19 protein-coding genes and 2 tRNA genes are annotated in these 17250 nt (G+C 47.7%); 7 read left to right on the forward strand and 14 right to left on the reverse strand.

All coding sequences use genetic code 11. The features are described from left to right. Positions 1–36: 36 nt before the first annotated feature. The 3 genes from FW415_RS06180 to FW415_RS06190 all read right to left on the reverse strand — a co-directional run bounded on the left by FW415_RS06180 (position 37) and on the right by FW415_RS06190 (position 2302). The gene (locus tag FW415_RS06180) at positions 37–948 is read right to left on the reverse strand and encodes an AraC family transcriptional regulator (RefSeq protein ID WP_148383407.1); all 912 of its coding nucleotides are present in this window, start codon (positions 946–948) and stop codon (positions 37–39) included. Between the two features lie 19 nt (positions 949–967). Next, complete coding sequence (locus FW415_RS06185; protein ID WP_148383408.1) at positions 968–1732, reverse strand: SDR family NAD(P)-dependent oxidoreductase; 765 nt, start codon at positions 1730–1732, stop codon at positions 968–970. Positions 1733–1963: 231 nt separating this feature from the next. Further along, a complete protein-coding gene (locus FW415_RS06190; protein WP_148383409.1) occupies positions 1964–2302 on the reverse strand; it encodes a helix-turn-helix domain-containing protein in 339 nt (112 codons plus the stop codon). 126 nt (positions 2303–2428) lie between these two features. Between FW415_RS06190 and FW415_RS06195 the strand changes: the two genes are divergently transcribed. The 3 genes from FW415_RS06195 (at position 2429) to FW415_RS06205 (ending at position 5323) form a co-directional block, all read left to right on the forward strand. Continuing rightward, positions 2429–3352, forward strand: a complete 924-nt coding sequence (locus FW415_RS06195; protein ID WP_246858946.1) for a bifunctional 2-polyprenyl-6-hydroxyphenol methylase/3-demethylubiquinol 3-O-methyltransferase UbiG — start codon at positions 2429–2431, stop codon at positions 3350–3352. Positions 3353–3419: 67 nt separating this feature from the next. Continuing rightward, positions 3420–4271, forward strand: a complete 852-nt coding sequence (locus tag FW415_RS06200; RefSeq protein ID WP_148383410.1) for a helix-turn-helix domain-containing protein — start codon at positions 3420–3422, stop codon at positions 4269–4271. A gap of 62 nt (positions 4272–4333) precedes the next feature. After that, entirely contained in the window at positions 4334–5323 is a 990-nt protein-coding gene (locus FW415_RS06205) for an aldo/keto reductase (RefSeq protein WP_148383411.1), read from the forward strand. A 199-nt stretch (positions 5324–5522) separates the two neighbouring features. Here FW415_RS06205 and FW415_RS06210 read toward each other — a convergent pair whose 3' ends face one another. The 3 genes from FW415_RS06210 to FW415_RS06220 are packed head-to-tail and all read right to left on the reverse strand — an operon-like array spanning position 5523 to position 7597. Next, on the reverse strand, positions 5523–6626 hold the full coding sequence (locus FW415_RS06210; protein ID WP_148383412.1) for a hypothetical protein: 1104 nt from the start codon (positions 6624–6626) through the stop codon (positions 5523–5525). Between the two features lie 7 nt (positions 6627–6633). Continuing rightward, positions 6634–7044 carry a hypothetical protein gene (locus tag FW415_RS06215; RefSeq protein ID WP_148383413.1) on the reverse strand — a complete coding sequence of 137 codons (411 nt, stop codon included), beginning with the start codon at positions 7042–7044 and terminating at the stop codon, positions 6634–6636. Then, a complete protein-coding gene (locus FW415_RS06220) occupies positions 7034–7597 on the reverse strand; it encodes an RNA polymerase sigma factor (protein WP_148383414.1) in 564 nt (187 codons plus the stop codon). Before FW415_RS06220 ends, FW415_RS06215 begins: the two co-directional genes overlap by 11 nt. 216 nt (positions 7598–7813) lie before the next feature. On the opposite strand from FW415_RS06220, the gene FW415_RS06225 reads away from it, so the two are divergent. Then, a complete protein-coding gene (locus tag FW415_RS06225; RefSeq protein WP_148383415.1) occupies positions 7814–8422 on the forward strand; it encodes a dihydrofolate reductase family protein in 609 nt (202 codons plus the stop codon). A 556-nt stretch (positions 8423–8978) separates the two neighbouring features. On the opposite strand, the gene FW415_RS25715 is transcribed toward FW415_RS06225, so the two are convergent. After that, positions 8979–9560: a transposase gene (locus FW415_RS25715; protein ID WP_371417060.1), complete on the reverse strand. Its 582-nt coding sequence runs from the start codon at positions 9558–9560 to the stop codon at positions 8979–8981. Between the two features lie 1106 nt (positions 9561–10666). Here FW415_RS25715 and FW415_RS06235 point away from each other — a divergent pair. Continuing rightward, positions 10667–10752: transfer RNA gene (locus FW415_RS06235), tRNA-Trp, on the forward strand. A 94-nt stretch (positions 10753–10846) separates the two neighbouring features. Here the strand turns inward: FW415_RS06235 and FW415_RS06240 are convergent. The 4 genes from FW415_RS06240 to FW415_RS06255 all read right to left on the reverse strand — a co-directional run bounded on the left by FW415_RS06240 (position 10847) and on the right by FW415_RS06255 (position 12594). Then, positions 10847–11470, reverse strand: a complete 624-nt coding sequence (locus FW415_RS06240; RefSeq protein ID WP_168208691.1) for a tyrosine-type recombinase/integrase — start codon at positions 11468–11470, stop codon at positions 10847–10849. A 20-nt stretch (positions 11471–11490) separates the two neighbouring features. Continuing rightward, positions 11491–12102, reverse strand: a complete 612-nt coding sequence (locus tag FW415_RS06245; RefSeq protein ID WP_148383418.1) for a hypothetical protein — start codon at positions 12100–12102, stop codon at positions 11491–11493. A gap of 89 nt (positions 12103–12191) precedes the next feature. Further along, a tRNA-Ser gene (locus FW415_RS06250) sits at positions 12192–12278 on the reverse strand. A 70-nt stretch (positions 12279–12348) separates the two neighbouring features. Then, positions 12349–12594 carry a YdeI/OmpD-associated family protein gene (locus FW415_RS06255; RefSeq protein WP_148383419.1) on the reverse strand — a complete coding sequence of 82 codons (246 nt, stop codon included), beginning with the start codon at positions 12592–12594 and terminating at the stop codon, positions 12349–12351. A gap of 113 nt (positions 12595–12707) precedes the next feature. On the opposite strand from FW415_RS06255, the gene FW415_RS06260 reads away from it, so the two are divergent. Next, positions 12708–13634, forward strand: a complete 927-nt coding sequence (locus FW415_RS06260; protein WP_168208692.1) for a sugar phosphate isomerase/epimerase — start codon at positions 12708–12710, stop codon at positions 13632–13634. A 122-nt stretch (positions 13635–13756) separates the two neighbouring features. On the opposite strand, the gene FW415_RS06265 is transcribed toward FW415_RS06260, so the two are convergent. Both FW415_RS06265 and FW415_RS06270 read right to left on the reverse strand, forming a co-directional pair. Continuing rightward, positions 13757–14791 (reverse strand): asparaginase, encoded by a 1035-nt coding sequence (locus tag FW415_RS06265; protein ID WP_148383421.1) that lies wholly within the window; start codon positions 14789–14791, stop codon positions 13757–13759. A gap of 43 nt (positions 14792–14834) precedes the next feature. After that, positions 14835–15605, reverse strand: a complete 771-nt coding sequence (locus FW415_RS06270; protein ID WP_148383422.1) for a TatD family hydrolase — start codon at positions 15603–15605, stop codon at positions 14835–14837. 119 nt (positions 15606–15724) lie between these two features. Between FW415_RS06270 and FW415_RS06275 the strand changes: the two genes are divergently transcribed. Next, positions 15725–16594, forward strand: coding sequence for a hypothetical protein (locus tag FW415_RS06275; protein ID WP_148383423.1), 870 nt, complete (start codon positions 15725–15727; stop codon positions 16592–16594). On the opposite strand, the gene FW415_RS06280 is transcribed toward FW415_RS06275, so the two are convergent. Continuing rightward, positions 16578–17210 carry a polysaccharide deacetylase family protein gene (locus FW415_RS06280; protein ID WP_148383424.1) on the reverse strand — a complete coding sequence of 211 codons (633 nt, stop codon included), beginning with the start codon at positions 17208–17210 and terminating at the stop codon, positions 16578–16580. The genes FW415_RS06275 and FW415_RS06280 overlap by 17 nt on opposite strands. Between the last annotated feature and the right edge of the window lie 40 nt (positions 17211–17250).

A 17250-nucleotide genomic window follows, 5' to 3' on the forward strand; every position in this document is an offset into this window, starting at 1 on the left:
ATGCAATCGGGAAAATGAGGTAATGGGGCTACGGAATCAGTTGAAAGCCTGCCTGAATTCCAAAGGAGAGCATTTTGTCTTTGCTTTAAACAGTTTGCTGAAGGATTGCGGGTGTTCAAACCCCAATTCATAGGCGATCTCGGAAACGGATAAGCTGGTCGTGGAGAGTTTCTCCTTCGCCTTTTCTATCAGTTTTTCGTGTATATGTTGCTGGGTGCTTAACCCTGTGATCTGTTTCAATACGCTGCTTAAGTATTTGGCGGAAATGTTCAGTGAATCAGCAATGAACTGAACGGAAGGCAATCCTTTCGAGATCAATTCCTCATTGTTGAAGTAGTCTGATAATACACCATCCAGCTGTTCCAGTATCTCATAATTCTTCTTCTCCCGGGTGATAAACTGGCGGTTGTAGAACCGTTCAGCATAGCTGAGCAATAATTCGATCTGGCTGATGATGATCTTTTTACTGAAATTGTCGATGTTGGACAGGTATTCCTGCTGTATTTTCATCAGAATATCCGAAACGATCTGCTCTTCTTTTTCAGAAAGGAACAAAGCTTCATTGAGCGAATAATCAAAGAATGCATACTTCCGGATGGTTTTTGCGAGCGAGGTATTCCATAAAAAATCAGGATGGATGAGCAATATCCATCCTGAGGGTTTCTTTGTCAGCTCCTGGTCGTTCATCTCCACACGCAACACCTGGTTGGGCGCAAAAAATGACATCAGGCCTTCGTCAAAATCATATTCCAGCTGTCCGTAGCGGAACTTGCCCATCACATCTTTCTTCAGGGCGATGGAGTAAAAGTGCTGCAACCAGTGCGAGACACGATTCCCGTGATACATCGCTCCGTAATCCACCACACTGATCAGCGGATGTGCCGGTTTGGGCAAATGGTTCAACTCATGAAACTGGCTGATAGTAGTGATTTTAACTAATTCGCTCATATCCCAAAGTTAACAAAAATCAGATGTGCACACCTCCGGAAACCTCAATGCGCTGTGCATTGATCCAGTAGGCTTCGTCCGTGCACAGGAAGGCAACAACAGCGCCAATGTCGGTTGGCAGGCCCACACGGCCCAGCGCTGTTTCCGCGGCTATTGTCTCGTTCATTCCGGCATTGTCACGCACGAAACCGCCCATGATATCTGTTTCTATCGCACCCGGCGCCACTACATTGGTCCTTATTTTCCTTTGTCCCAGTTCCCGGGCCATATATTTCGTCAATACTTCCACCCCGCCTTTCATAGCGGCATAGGCAGCAAATCCGGGTGTTGCGAAGCGTGTGAGCCCGGTAGAAATGTTTACGATTCCCCCGCCGTCATTCATGATCTTCAATGCCTGCTGGGTGATGAAAAACGGCGCCATCAGGTGAATGTGGATCATGTCCTTAAAGTCCGAAATGGAAGCATCGGCAAATGGGGCCGGGGAAATGCTGCCCGCATTGTTCACCAGATAGTCTATCGTGGAGGTGCCGAATTTTTCGGCCAGTGCCGGCTGTAATCTTTCCCGGAAGAAGGGTTCGTAGGCTTCATAATCAGATACGTCCAGGGGAATTGCCGCGGCTTTTTGTCCCAATGCTTCAATTTCAGCTACTACTTCCTGAGCGGCTGTTACATTGGATTGATAAGTGAGTACCACATCCAGCCCCTTTTTTGCCAGATTAACAGCCATATCTCTTCCCAAACCACGGCTTCCGCCGGTCACTACCGCAATTTTACTTTTCTTCATTGTTTACATTTTTTGATAAAGCAAAGTTCAGGCGGAGTTCATGCTTTGAAGTGCCGAAAAGTCAGAATGTTGTAGCCAAAATTCAGGGGAAGGTAGATAAGGGCCTTTCGGGGCACGGCATGCCCTTTCCCGCCGGGTGGCGGACTCCGGGCTTTTTTTGTTGCCGGGATGGTGGTTGACCAATGTCAGGGGCTTATATCGCTTTAATTTGCGATGTGATCATCAGGGATGCTATTTGCCAATAACCTCCCTGCGATGAAGAAGTCCCCAGCTCCAGAGTTCGTACAACACTTTTTTAAGTGACATGCCATGGGCTGTCATGGTGTATTCGATCTTTGGGGGGAAGGTATCATGTACATCTCTTTTGACAAGTTTGTTGGCCTGCATTTTTTTGAGTTCCGCGGACAGCGTTTTGTCCGTTATCCCATTCACTTCTCTTGCAATTTCCTTAAACCGTTTAGGCCCACTGCACAGCGAATACAGGATCAGCAACGTCCATCTGCCCTCAACAGCCTCCAGCGCATCTTTGATGGAAAGCATGGCCTTTGAGCAGTCTTCTTCTAACAGCATAGTCTTGATTTTATACTTACTTTCTTCCGGGAAAGCGCTTTCATTTTGGAAAGTGCTATCATTTGGAAAGCAAAGGTAAGTACTTTTGTGAAGTGAAGACCTTGGCATAATAAGGACCAATGTCACATGATCGGCATCAGCATAGTATTTCCGGACAAAAAAAGCAAGAACGTGATAGAGATTTTCAAAACAAATATTCAGCAGCAAAGTCAGACTGAAGCACTAGGCAGGGTACTGACAAGTATCTTTCCGGATTGCAGGATCAATTTTGACATCGATGATCGCGATAAAATACTTCGGATGGAAGGTTCGTTTGTAGATGTCCGTGCAGTGATCTCAGTTGTGGAAGACCTTGGTTTTTCGTGTAAGGTGATACCTGACCGGGTCTGTGAAGATACCGCCAATCCGCCGGAGGAAATGCGGGCATTCTGGGAAACCGGTTTTCTCGAACATAAGACCATGTGGGGTTTTGAGCCGGCAAAATCAGCCATCATCGCCAGGGATGTATTTGTGGAAGAAGGTATCAGGGATGTACTGGTGCCAGGCATTGGCTACGGCAGAAATGCGCGTGTTTTCATTGACAGCGGTATAAAAGTAACCGGTATTGAAATATCCGGGGCGGCAATTGAATTGGCAAGAGAACATTATGGTACTGATATGGACATTTTCCATGGATCAGTGACTGATATGCCCTTTGATGCGCATCTGTATGAGGGGGTTTTTTGTTACGGGCTTGTTTATCTGTTAGACCCTGACCAAAGAAAGAAGATGATAAGCGACTGTTATCATCAATTGAAGCCCGGCGGCTGGATGATCTTTTCCGTCGTCTCCAAAAATTCCCCGAATTACGGAAAGGGCAGGGAAGTTAGAAAAGACACGTTTGAAGTCGGGAGAGGGGGACAGGTGTTTTTCTATGATATGAACGCCGTTAAGCGGGACTTTGGAGGATATGGTTTGGAGGATTTTTTTGAAATTGAGGAGCCGAATAATGCTGCGGGGAACCGGCCATCCTTCAGGTTTATTGTTATCAGATGTAAAAAGGGGGAATAGTCATTAGCCACCGGAAGGAACAGGCGCCATCCACCGGTTTATTTCATTAATTTTGTCAAAACAATGTATGGGTTCTCTGCTGGATGACATCAAACAGAACGATAAACTGCCGATCCGCCTTGTTTCGCCAGGATTTGGCCAGCTCCCTTCAGATGAGCTCTTCAAACAGGGCCATACCCATCGTAAAGCCTATTATTTCTTTCTGTTCATGGTGGATGGCTGTACGCAGCACCGTGTCGATCTTCAGCAGTTTGATATCCATACAAACGAGTTGCTGATCGTTCTTCCTCACCAGATGCACGAGCTTCCGAAATCGAAGCATGGTTCAGATTATTTCAAGATCGGTTTTGATGAAAGCTGCCTTTCCCTGTTGCCCAGACAATATCCTTTCCTGGTGAATCCCCTGAACACCCAAAAGGTGATTTTCAGTCCAGCTGCCGCTGCCAGGCTTAAATCGATCTTCGAAATACTATTGGAGCTGTTGAGCGTGATGACCACTGATCCGGAGCTTATCCTGGCGCACCTTAACAGCTTGCTGACAGAAATAAATGCCGCATATTTTAATGCTGACCGGGTGCCGGCTGATGAAAAACTTTCCAAATACATCGACTTCAAGGTTTTTGTGGAGAACAACCTCACCGATCATCCTACGATCAGGGAGATTGCAGAGAAACTGGCCATTAACACCAATAGTTTATATGGCATTGTGAAGCAATATTCCGGCCTTTCCCCCAAAGAGTTCATGATCAATCGCCTGATACTCGAAGCACGCCGCCGGCTGTATTATGGTGAGAGCGCCTCTGTCAAAACGCTTGCCTTCGAGCTGGGTTTTAATGATCCCGAATATTTCTCCCGGTTGTTCAGGAAGGTCACGGGTAAAACGATTGCCGCATTCTTTCAGGATTTGTCAGGGAAGTAATACGTTTTGTCCGGCTGTTTAAAGAATGTTCAGCTCATTTTTGTTCTTCAAAAAGATCAACAATGAACAGAACATTAGGAACAAACGGCCCGTTAGTGTCCGCTACAGGTTTGGGATGCATGGGCATGTCCGGCGCATACGGGCAATCAGATGAAAAGGAGTCCATCGCTACCATCGAGCGGGCGCTTGAGCTCGGGCACAATTTTTTAGACACCTCCGATCATTATGGCGCGGGCCACAATGAGGACGTGATCGGCCAGGCTATCAAAGGTAAACGTGAGAAAGCCTTTCTCTCCGTTAAAACAGGCCAGCTGCTTGCTCCCGCCGCCAATGGAGGTATGGCCCCCGGTCCGGTAAATACGCATCCGGATTACCTGCGCAATGCCGTTATTTACAGTTTGCGGAGGCTTAAGACGGAGTATATCGATCTTTATACCCCGGCCAGAGTTGATCCGAACGTCCCTATCGAAGAAACCATCGGTGCGCTGGCTGATCTTGTGCAAAAGGGGGTGATCCGCTACATTGGTTTGTCGGAAGCATCAGCGGAAACCGTTCGCAGAGCTGCCGCTACGCACCCGGTTATCGCGCTGCAAACAGAATACTCGTTATGGAGCAGGGATATAGAGGCGGAGGTGTTGCCTACTATAAGGGAATTGGGTATTGGTCTGGTTGCCTATGCGCCTTTAAGCCGGGGTTTTTTAAGCGGGGAATTCAGGAAACCGGAGGACATTAAAGATAACCGGGCGCACATGCCCCGGTATCAGGGCGAGAACTTTTACAAGAACCTCGAGCTGGTTGAAAAGATCAGGGCTTTGGCTGCCGGTAAAAATTGCACACCCGCGCAATTGGCCATCGCCTGGGTGCTTTCTCAAGGCGATGATATCATTACTATTCCGGGTTCCAAACGAATAAAACATCTGGAAGAGAATATCGCGTCTGAGGATGTTGAACTTACCCGGGAAGATATTGAAAGCATTGATGCCATTATGCCTGCGGGGATTGTTTCCGGTGCGCGGTACCCGGAGCGGTTTCTGAGTACTTTAAACCGGTAAATGCAGTGAGCAGGCTGCTTTTTGAATTGGCGTAACATCTTCCGGGTTTGATCTTAGCCTTGGGGATAGTGCCCGATGGCAAAGATCACACCACAACAAAAACGCTGATCCCCGGCGTTTTTGTTGTGGTGAATATAGATGATTACTTTCGGACGGATAGGAAAGATCAGAAAGCGGAGTTTAGCAGCTGCACGCATGCTTATTTCCTTTTTACGGCATACAATATCATCGCCCCCAATACGATAAAAGCTGTTGCAAGAAACGCCCAGCGGTTTGTTTTTTTAGAGGATGCTGCAATAGTATAATTCGCATTCAGCAACCGGTATGTATCTATTTTCCAGGTTAATGTGTCATTAGACAAAATGCCATCCGATTCAACAATATCACCCGGCATCACCAGTTTGTAATCAATAGAAGCATTAAAATAGGTTGACAGGCGCTCAAACGCTTCCGGTTCGATAATTTGCTGTACCAGGCTATCGTTACCGGATTTGGCGAAGTTGCCGAACGCCTGTGTATTAAATGACTTGTCCAATATCGGCATCAAATCAGATTTGGTCAGCTCTTTAGCATGCCGGGCATAATACAAGGCAAAAACACTATCCTTTTGCGCTTCCATGATAGTTTTGGAAGGATGGTTGGCAATTAATTCCAGATGCCTGATCAACTCGCTGTACTGCATTTCAAATAAGTTGTGCAGCAGCCACTTTCCCGCTTTTTCCTCAATGCTGTTCAATATATCATTAGCCTCTACGCCGTTCATTCCTTTCAAAATATCAGGTTTGCCGGTCAGCCAATAGCCAGCCTCCTCTGCACTCAGGTACCTGGTCACCGGAATGGCGAATGTGATGGGCAGTTTGGAAAAGGACTCTTTAAAGTTGTAGTAGGTATAGAAGAAACGGAACCGCTTTTCCAGTGCCGGCTTCATCGTTATATCGCGCCAGGCATGCGATGACTTTATCTGGAAGGAATCTGCCAGATGCTGTACGGTGTTATAGTGCTTGCGGGCTATTGCGGTGATGACTTCCATGCTATCCTGCGGATCTTTCTTCCAGCCTGTTACCGGCCAGTCGGTCCTTATTTCCTCCCCTTTATATTTCCATTGTATATCCCAGCCCGTAAGGTCCATTATAAACGGGTGGTCAGCAGTGTCGCCCTGTATGAACTTTTCATCTACAGCGGCGGTCGATACCCTGTTGAGACTTCCATCGCTGTTTAGCGTAGTGGTCATGTTGACATTATTGTTGCAGGCTGCCAGCAACGAACCGGTCACTATTATTAAACCCCTGATAGTTGTTTTCATGGTATGATTATTTTCCTGGTATATGATTATATCGTTCTCTGAAGGAGGCTATAGGACTTTTTTCTTTCTTATACTGTATATAATAGTCCAGCAGATCATCTATGGATTTCGTTTGAGGTAACCTGCTGTGATCGCGGACAGCTGTTTTATAGTATGGATTACCCATAGCGTTTGATTGATGATCGCCCCCTTCAGCCAGCTGCTGATACAGCAGAAAAGAAAGCAGTATGACAGCTGCCGCAGTGGAAACAATCCGGGCCATACTTAGCAGTTTGCCGCCGGTATTGCCGGCCTGCTTTTTATTAACAATACCGGATAAAATGTTGTCCGTAAGTTTAGCCGCATCCATTTCTTTCAACGCAGGCCGGGCGGCCCGCAATGCAGCCAGTATTTCTTCCAGTTTTTTATCACTTTTCATAGATCATCATTTTGCGTAGTGCTTCCTTTATATTTTTCTTGGCCAGATACAGGTTGCTTTTCACTTTTTCAGCAGTCAGTCTGGTGATCACCGTTATTTCCTCCGTTTCCAGGCCTTCCAGATATTTCAGCGTAAATACCAGTTTTTGTTTTGGGGTGAGGGAATGCGTAAGCTGTGCGATGACGGATGCAATATTCCTGTTCAATAGCTGTTGCTCCAGGTTGGAATTTGCCAACTGGTCGCTCAGCAATATGATATTTTCTTCTGCATACGGTACCAGCGTTTTCTTTGAGCGCAGGTAGTCGTAGCTGCAGTTGGTGGCAATGGTGTACAACCAGGTACGGAAGCGAAACTTCGGGTCATAGGTTTTACAATAGGTCCATGCCCTTAAAAAAGTCTCCTGTACCACATCCTTTGCATCATCTTCGTTGCCCACCAGTCTGAATACATAGGCGAAAATCTGAGACTGGTATAGCGTTACGATCTGCCCGAATGCAGCCGTATCGCCTTGTTGGCATCGTGCTATCCATTCGTTAAGGCTTTGTTCGTGCATGAACTGCTTGTTTGTAGTAGTTATACTGTTGCATTCCGGGGAAAGTCGAAAAAATAGGTAAAATAGTTGGTTATGCAATTAGCCGGGTCATGCTCGAGCTTTAACAGCCATTGCTACCAGGACTTTGCGCATTCTGCCCCTGTAATTGTCGTATTTCACACTGTAGTGGTTCCATGTGTGTTGACGAGATTTGTAGCATAATAAATCGGAGATAATATGAGAAAAATAATTGTGCTGTCAATGATTTCATTGGATGGGGTCATGCAGGCACCCGGTGGGCCTGAGGAAGATACTTCAGGCGGTTTCAAATATGGTGGCTGGGTAGCACCGTATTCTGACGAAGTTTATAATGAGGTGCTGCAGAAAGAGTTGAAACCTGCAGATTATCTTTTGGGTAGGAAAACATTCGAAATTTGGGCCGGCTACTGGCCTGACCATGCTGACTTTTGGCCAGGTGTTAATGAAGGCACAAAATATGTGTTTTCCAAAAGTATGAAGAAGTCGGACCCGATGGTTACCGGGTGGAAAAACTCCGTGGTTGTAAGAAATCTGGCGGATATCAAAAAGCTCAAGAATTCAAATGGCCCGGACATTCAGGTGTGGGGTAGCAGTGAACTCGTTCAACTCCTCCTTAAGAAGGATATTGCGGACGAACTCAGGCTTAAAATTCACCCCTTGACTTTAGGCAAGGGAAAAAAGCTTTTTGGGAATGGAACGATTCCGGCAGCGTTTACACTGGCAGAGAGTATTGTTACGCCAAAAGGAGTCATTATTGCCCATTACAAGCGGGCGGGGAACGTTGAGACAGGTACTAGCGGGGCCTGAAATAAAGTAAAAGGGATCAAGTCAAATTCCCGGGCGGCTCACCAGTTTGTTATTGCGCCTTATTGCGGGTAGGAGTTATTCATACTATTCAGTACCGGATCGCAGCCTTGTGAAAAGCGAAGGATAACCGAAGGATCACACCGGGGCATGTGGACTTCTATGTTGTAAACCAAATTTTGCGGGATATTTTTTCGGCCTTTTTACCCTTCCATTGTTTGAAACCCTGCCGGGAAGGGGGGAACGGCGCGGCAGCAGCGCCTTCCCCGGTTTGGGAAGTCTTTTGCCGGCATCTGTTTTTAAGGAGATAAAAGTTCACCTTCGCCATTTTTCAATGGACGCCAGGCACATAACCCATAAAACAGACTTCTCTTAGCAGACATTGTGGTTAAACAAGCTGCAATTTGATATTATTTTCTATAGGATGCCAGTTGCAAACTTGATAAGAGCGGTCCAGGGCAACGATAGTTGCAACGGCCGCAGTCCACCTGCTGCATTCCCTGGCATAAATGTGTTTTACAGGCCTTATTTTTCGTGAATGTTTACTACTATCTTCAGGCTATCCCCCAATTATATAAGTTTGTTGCTTATGGAGTACCGCCCTGATCCTGGCTAGTAATTTACGGGTGACCTTGATAATGGCTTTATTAGCATTCATCCGTGGCAGTACGGATTTGTAATATAGCAACAAGACCGGATCTTTACGGATGGCCATCCAGGCACATTCGATGATCATGTGCTTAATAGTGGCATTGCCTCTTCTGCTAAGGCCCCTGACCCTCTCATGCTCCCCACTGCTATAGCTATTAGGGCTTAATCCACAAAAACTGCAAAGGTGGTCCAGACTCCGAAAGCGGTGAATATCCCCTACCACAATACATCCATGCGGCATATGTGCATCTTCCATGCTATTTCCGTTGACTTTGATCAGGAACATAGATGGCGACATGCCGATAAGTTCTTCGGGGGTAATTTCGTTCTCGTGGTAGTCCTGCGCTGGCGATGGGAAACCGGCATTGATGGCCGTGTCGAAGAAGGGAATTTTACGGGTAAGTTTATCCTGCCGCCCTTTGGCAGATTTCTTAGCTACTCTCGTGCCACTAAATTTATTAGCAATATTGGCTAATAAATTTAGTTTTATTTACCTAATTATTTTGGTTTACTGAAAAAATTATTGCTAATGTGTCAATTATACGCATAGGCCATAAATCACATATTTAAATACAGTAAGTACTCTCGAATTTTTCTTAAATAATTCGACATAAATAAGTGAAATTCAATAAGTAATGAGAGTATTTTAAATTTAGATGGGGGGCAAAGGTAAATAAAAAAACAACACGCCACAAGCCAATTTGTGCGCATTTTTTTGTGGATAATCGTTGCTGGAAAACACTGATAAAACATTTATTTTTGAAAATAATTAAGCCTCGGCTGTAACCGAGGCTTAATAAAAATATTGATTTGGGCTACCAGGTGTGGAAACATCCTTAGGTTGTAAGAGTAAAGTAACGATACTTCTCTCACTTTTCCAACCTTGAATTTTCCCCACTTTGTGTAAAAAATAGAATTGTTAAGGATTTGGCGGATATGAGCGGGACACTTATATTTGCCGAGTCATTAAACATTTGTCGATGGTTTATTGCTAGAAACAGGAAGCCTCCCGACGAGTTAAAAAAGCTAAAGCCCAGTCTGTGTGTCCAAACAGCCTGGGCTTTTTAATTTTTTGCAATTCTTTGCAAAGCTCCACTGTCGCCAGGAGCAAGGTTGGCGGCGAAATAGAACAAATGTTTAATGACACTTGAACAATGTTCTTGCAAATGCAAAGACGGATGGGTGTTTACTCCCTACATTACCGTAAAAGGTATTCGTAGGAGACACCCACAAGGGCGAGTTTACCGATTCGCGTGCCGTTGTTGCTGCAAGAACTGAAACCGAATCCCTGTGGTGGACACACAGGAGAACTCCTAAAGGGGAGTCGTTGAAACCGGACAAAACGTGAGATTCCGGATGCCCTCCAAGTCGCACAACTTGGGGGGCTTTTTATTAAACGAATACTAAACGTTTAATGTTGGACAAATTTGAAAGATTTAATCCACAAATCATACCTTATTCATCAGTTAGAAATCATTTTTTACATTTTTTTAACATTTGTTATTCGCTCTGACGGTCATAAAATTAAGCATCATTAATATTTGGCACAATATTTGAGTGTATTATGCACTCCGTATTAAACAGACCTAACGGTCAGTTTAGCATGGCAGAGTGGCTTATAGCGCCCGTCTCCAAAACGGGTGAGGGTAAATCCTCCGCGGGTTCGAATCCTGCTGCTACCTCATAAGCTTTATTTTTTAAAGGCTCCTCACCTATCCAACGGTACGTGAGGAGCCTTTAAAGGTTTGGGATGCCGCCGTAAAAAAATTCGAGGGGTTAGAAATCCGGTGAATTTGCAATGATCTGCTTCCGCATGCGCTCCCCCTCTTTCTCCAGGTAGATCTTCGAAGTATTCACCGAGGTATGCCCCCATCCCACCGATACGGCCGGCCGGTCAATGCCCACATCACGTTTCGCGTCCCCGCCGGCACCTTTGAATGAATACAGGCTGACATCCAAACCGAGTTGCGCTTTCACGTATTTATTCCACAGGCGGGAAAAATTGTTGGTGGTCAAGCTGCGGGGGCCGGACTGGAGCTTACGGCCGAAAAGGTAGTTCGTGGCCGGCTGGTCACCTTGGCGCTCCCTGATCCAGTCCAAAAGGAAAGCCGGTACAGGCACCAGACGGAAGACTTTAGTTTTTCCTACTTCATAGCTCAGCTTGATAACCGAGTTCAACCAGTCCACCATAGTATACTTCACCTGCAGTATTTCATCTGGGCGCATACCGGTTACATATTCCACTCGCAGCAGGTTCAACAATTCTGGGTGGGCCTTCGCTAGGTGATTTTTAATCACCTCTGTTTCTTCGTCGGTTGCATGGCGGTGTATGCCGAACGCAATGGGCGGCTTGTCGTCAATCTTATCACAAGGATTGTACTCGATAGCATCCAGCCCCACAAGGGTGTCAAAAAAGGCACTCAGATATGATTTGTACCGGTTGAATGCATTGGGCGTCCAGGTCTTGCCTTTTCCTTCCTTGTCGTACTCTCCTGCCGGTCCTTCCCGATCTGTTCCAGGATCATGCGGACGTGAAGCCTCTTCAGCCGATTCAGGGGGATCATATCAATTCCAAGTGCTTTGGCAGCTGGCACGGCATACCGTAGCCCGGTTTCGTAATTGAACTTGGTCTTTCGCTTCAGATACTTCTTTTTTATTTGATAGGAGAGATCCAGCGCCTCGGCAAGTGGCGTGTCGGGTGTTGCGATTGGAATGCCATCTGGCGTTTTCAGAATGATTGCTGCCGGCGGTGGGGTAGGTTCATTCGGCTTGATGGAGTTGAGGTAAGTTTCGATGTTGCAGTCGAAGGGATTCCAGCCATCTTCCAGGGCTTTGGAAACAACCTTCTTTACCATTTTGCCCTCTATATCTCGTTCACGGGCGGTTTTGAAGAAGTTGATACCCAAACGAACTTGTACAGGCTTGCGTTTCATCCGGACCGGACATGTAAAGCGGAAGCCCACATACCATTCCTTATCTGTATCGCCGCCGTACCTGTACAATTCGGGGTCAGAATAACCTTGTTTCAACATACTAACTAAAATTAATGTTTGACTTTTCGTTTGACATTATTCTAGTTAGCATTTCGGAAATTGCCGAAAATCAAGACTATAAAGAACTGCGGAGGAGAAGGGATTCGAACCCTTGATAGGCTTTCACCTATACACACTTTCCAGGCGTGCCAGTTCAACCACTCCTGCACTCCTCCGTACGGTTGAATTGATTATTCAGGGCTGCAAAGATAATCCTTTGCACAAATAATCCAAAAAATCCCCCCTTTATTCTCCCCGGTACACCATATTCATGTATTTCCCGCCTTCCCGCAGTTCATCCAGCATCTGGTTCAGCCGCTTCTGCCGCGTTTCCTCCCGTTTAGCGCTGCTGATCCAGAATATATAGTCGTTTTGCTGGTAGGGCGGGCGTTTTTCGTACTTTTCGTACAGTTTGTTCCGGGTCAGGGCTTCGGCAATGAAGTCCGGCATCGGGTATCTCGGGCGCTTCAGGGAGCTAAAATCCTTTTTCATACTCACTTTTTACGGGTCAGATGGAGCCAACATCTGCTCAAAATCGTGCTGGCTTCACAAGACATTTTTGTATTTTGTTTACCCACGTAATTTACCAAAGAAACGCAATCATCATGCCGTACACCCGCCGTAATTTCATTCAGACTTTAGCCATGGCCGGGGCTGTCCTGCCTTTGAAGGGCCTGGCCTTCCAACCCGCCGACAGATGGGAAATCCATTGCTTCTCCAAGCCCTTTCAATGGATGGATTATGACCTGCTTTGCGAAACCTTCGCCGCGGCGGGACTGGATGGCGTGGATTACACCGTGCGGCCGGACGGGCATGTGTTGCCGGAAAGGGTAAAAACAGACCTCCCCCGGGCCGCCGCTGCCGTAAAACGGGCGGGCATGAAAAACCTGATGATGACCACCGCCATCCTGGACGCAAAGGAGAAATACACGGAACAGATACTGGAAACCGCTGCCGGTGAGGGTATCCGCTACTACCGGATGGGCTGGTACGATTACCTGAAAGGCAAACCCCTGCTGGAAAGCCTCCAATACCGCAACCGCCAGCTGAAAGAGATCACGGAACTGAATAAAAAGTACAATATCCAGGCGGCCTACCAGAATCATGCGGGCATCAAGGTCGGGGCATCTGTATGGGACCTGTACGAAATGATCAAAGATGTAGATCCGGCTCTTACCGGCGTACAATACGATATCCGGCATGCCACCGTGGAAGGCGCCAACAGCTGGCCGCTGGGGCTGGAGCTGATCAGCCCCCACATCAATTCACTGGTCATCAAAGACACTAAATGGGTGCAGCGCAATGGCCGCTATGTATTGGAGAATACGCCGCTGGGGGAAGGGATGGTGGATTTCAAAGCGTTCTTCAGAAAGGTAAAGGCCCTCAACATCCATGTGCCGCTAACCCTGCACCTGGAATATGCATTGCTAAGCAAAGCGGAGGAAACGCTGCCGGTAAAGGAGAAACAGCAGATCGTATTGAATAAACTGAAAAAGGACGTGCAGACGTTGAAAGGCTGGCTGAAAGAATAACGCGGGGCGCTTGCTTACCTGATATTCCCGGCTTGAGGGCGGTTTACAGCACCCAATCCCGGGCGCCTCTCCCTACAACCCCTGCTCCGGCAGGTTGCGTTCACGGCGCAGGGGCAAAGCTCCTACAACTCCTGCTCCGGCAGCGTCAACTCCCCGCGCAGGGGCATTTCTATCAGCCGTTTGATCTCATCCGCCGGAATGTTCTGCCCCAGCAGGAACATCAGCTTGGTAGTGGCGGCTTCAAACGTCATATCATGACCGCTGACAACGCCTATTTTCTGCAGTTGCTGGCTGGTCTCATACTTGCCCAGCTCCACTGATCCGCCATCGCACTGCGTAATATCCACCATAATGATCCCCTTGTCCGCCGCTTTTTGCAGGCAGTCCGTGAACCACGACTGGGTGGTGGCGTTCCCGCTGCCGAAGGTCTCCAGCAACAGGCCGCGCATGCCGGGGGTATTGATGATCGCTTCTACCGCCCGGCGGGTAATGCCCGGGAAGATCTTCAGCACCCCGATGTTCGGGTCCATATTCTTGTGCACCACCAGCCCTTTTTCCGGCGCGGGCAGCACGTACTGGTTTTTATATTTTATATCGATGCCGGCCTCCGCCAGTGCGGGGTAGTTCATCGAATAGAACGCCTCGAACTTCTCCGCGTTATACTTCTTGGCGCGGTTGCCGCGGAACAGCATAAAATCGAAATAAATGCAGACTTCCGGCACCATACAATGCCCGTTGCTCTTTGTGGAAGCTATTTCCATGGCGGTGATGATGTTCTCCTTCGCGTCCGTTCTGATCTTGCCGATAGGCAGCTGGCTGCCGGTAAGGATCACGGGTTTGGAGAGATTTTCCAGCATGTAGCTGAGCGCGGAAGCGGTGAAAGCCATGGTATCGGAACCGTGCAGTATCACAAAACCATCATACCGGTCGTACCGGTCTTCAATAATACCGGCCAGTTCAGACCATATCTCCGGTTGCATGTCCGACGAATCCAAAGGCGGATTGAAGGCATAAACATAGAAATCAATTCCCATCCGGTACAGCTCAGGCAGGTTGTTCCTTATTTCATTAAAACCGATGGGCCGTAAAGCCGCCGTCTTTTCGTCGTAGATCATCCCCACGGTACCCCCGGTATAGATGATGAGAATTTTCGTCATTTATTCGATCAATAGAATTGCTGCAAATGTATTCACTTATCAGTTAAAGCATTTTAAATAATTTGCGGGCATTACCTGTTGTAATCTCAGCTACTTCTTCAATTTTTAGATTTTTTACATCTGCGATCTTCTGACCGATCAACGGAATGTATGCGCTTTCGTTGCGTTTACCGCGATAGGGGACGGGTGCGAGGTAGGGGGCGTCGGTTTCCAGTACGATATGTTCCAGCCCGATATCGGCCAGCAAAACATCAAGCCCGGCCTTTTTGAAAGTGACCACCCCGCCGATGCCGAGGTAAAAACCCATATCGATGATCTCCTGCGCTTCCTCTCTTGTACCCGAGAAACAATGGAACACGCCGGACAGGGTGCCGTCATGCAGCTCCTTCACCACGTCTATGCAGGCCCGCGTAGCCTCGCGGCTATGGATCGAAATGGGCAGCTGATGGCGGATGGCCATGGTTATCTGCTGACGGAATGCGGTATATTGCTGGTCTTCATACGTTTTATCCCAATAAAAGTCCAGCCCGATCTCCCCCACAGCATGAAAAGGGCGTTTTTCCAGCCAGTGCCGCACAATAGCCAGCTGCGCTTCAACGTTTTCTGTCACGTAACAGGGATGCAGTCCCATCATCGGCAGGCACTCCCCCGGGAATTGGGCCTCCAGGGCCAGCATCCCCTCAATGGACCCCTCGTCGATATTCGGCATCAGCAGCGGGCTGACGCCCAGGCGAAGCGCCCGTTGCACCATTTCCGCCCTGTCGCCGGCAAACTCTTTGGAATACAAATGGGTATGGGTGTCGGTCCAGTTCATTACATATAGTTTTTTTCAATTAATTGTTTATCTTTATTTTCGCAAAAATTATAATATTTAAAATATACCTTTTCGCAAAGGTACAGTCTGAATACCATACCTATAAAAACCACTATTGCATGAAACACTATTTTAACACCAACAAAGTACTTACGCTGACGGCTGTGGCTATCAGCTCTATAACAATTTTCTTTGCCTGCAAGAAGGAGGATAAGGAGGGTGCAGACGAACAGCAGGATGTGCAGGTGATGGGCGTAGCACAGAAAGAAGCCGAGATAAATGCCATATACGAAGATGCGCTTGAAGTGACGCTGGAAACCAGTGCCAGCGATAATGGCCTGGATGGTTCCAGCCGTAAAGCTCCCACAGGTACTGAGCCACAGGCACGCTTCTGCCCCAGCATGGAGATCTCCTACCTGCCGGCGGACCTGGAGACCTGGCCCAAAACAATCCGGATCGATTTCCTGACCGGTTGTACAGACCAGTTTAACCGCACCCGTAAAGGCGCCATCCTGGTTTCACTGAATAAACCGATCTTCCTCCAGGGCGCCGAAGCTATCATTACTTTCGAGGATTATTATGTGAACGATATTAAAGTAGAAGGTACGCAAACGGTTCAGAGCCTCTTCCCCGGGTATGCATACAACGTATCCGCCGGCAAGCTCACCTTCCCCGGCGGCAAAGTCATGGAATACAGCGGCTCCCGCACCATCACGCTGAAAGAAGGCGCGGAAACGCCGCTGGTGCTGATGGACGATGTATATGAATTAAGCGGGAACGCCACCGTGAAAGACAGCCTGGTAACGGCCCAGGTCGTTACAACCGAAAAGCTGATCCGCAAACTGAATTGTGCCTATATCGATAAAGGCATCCTTACCATTACAGCCAATGGCCAGGTAGCCACACTGGATTATGGCAATGGCGAATGTGACAACAAGGCCATGCTCACGCTGAAAGATAAAAGCAAAGAGATCACCCTGCCGAGATAAGCGGAGGAATCGCCTCCACCCGCAGCCCCTGACGTTTACAATGCTCCAGCACCCGCGGCAGCGCATGGCTCATGCGGTCCCAGGCTTTTTCACTATCGTGGAACACCACGATCGATCCCGCCTGGAGCTTGAAGATCACGTTCTGCAAACAGGCTTCGCCGGTGAGACTGGTATCGAAATCACCGCTCAGCACATCCCACATGATAATGCGGTAACTGCTTTTCAGCTGTTTGATCTGGAAAGGGGAGATACGGCCGTAAGGCGGACGGAAAAGATCGGAACGGATGTACTTGGCCGCCTCGGCAATATTGTCGAGATACGCCTGCGTACCGGTTTTCCAGCCGTTGAGATGATTGTGGGTATGATTGCCGGTGGTATGCCCGTCCAGCAATATCTGCTGGTAGATATCGGGATGTTCCACCACATTTTTGCCGATGCAGAAAAAAGTGGCCTTTGCGTCATATTTTTTCAGCTGTTCCAGCACAAAGGGCGTGGCTTTGGGATGCGGACCGTCGTCAAAAGTGAGGTACACTACCGGTGCAGCGGGAGAGAAATTCCAGATACAGCTTTTGTACAGTGATTTGAGTAATGCCGGTGTTTTCGTAAAATATAACATGCATTGCAGTTTATCCGTTATCCAAAATCGCGTTCCCAAG

Origin of the sequence: Chitinophaga sp. XS-30 (assembly GCF_008086345.1) — a bacterium.
Lineage (GTDB): Bacteria > Bacteroidota > Bacteroidia > Chitinophagales > Chitinophagaceae > Chitinophaga.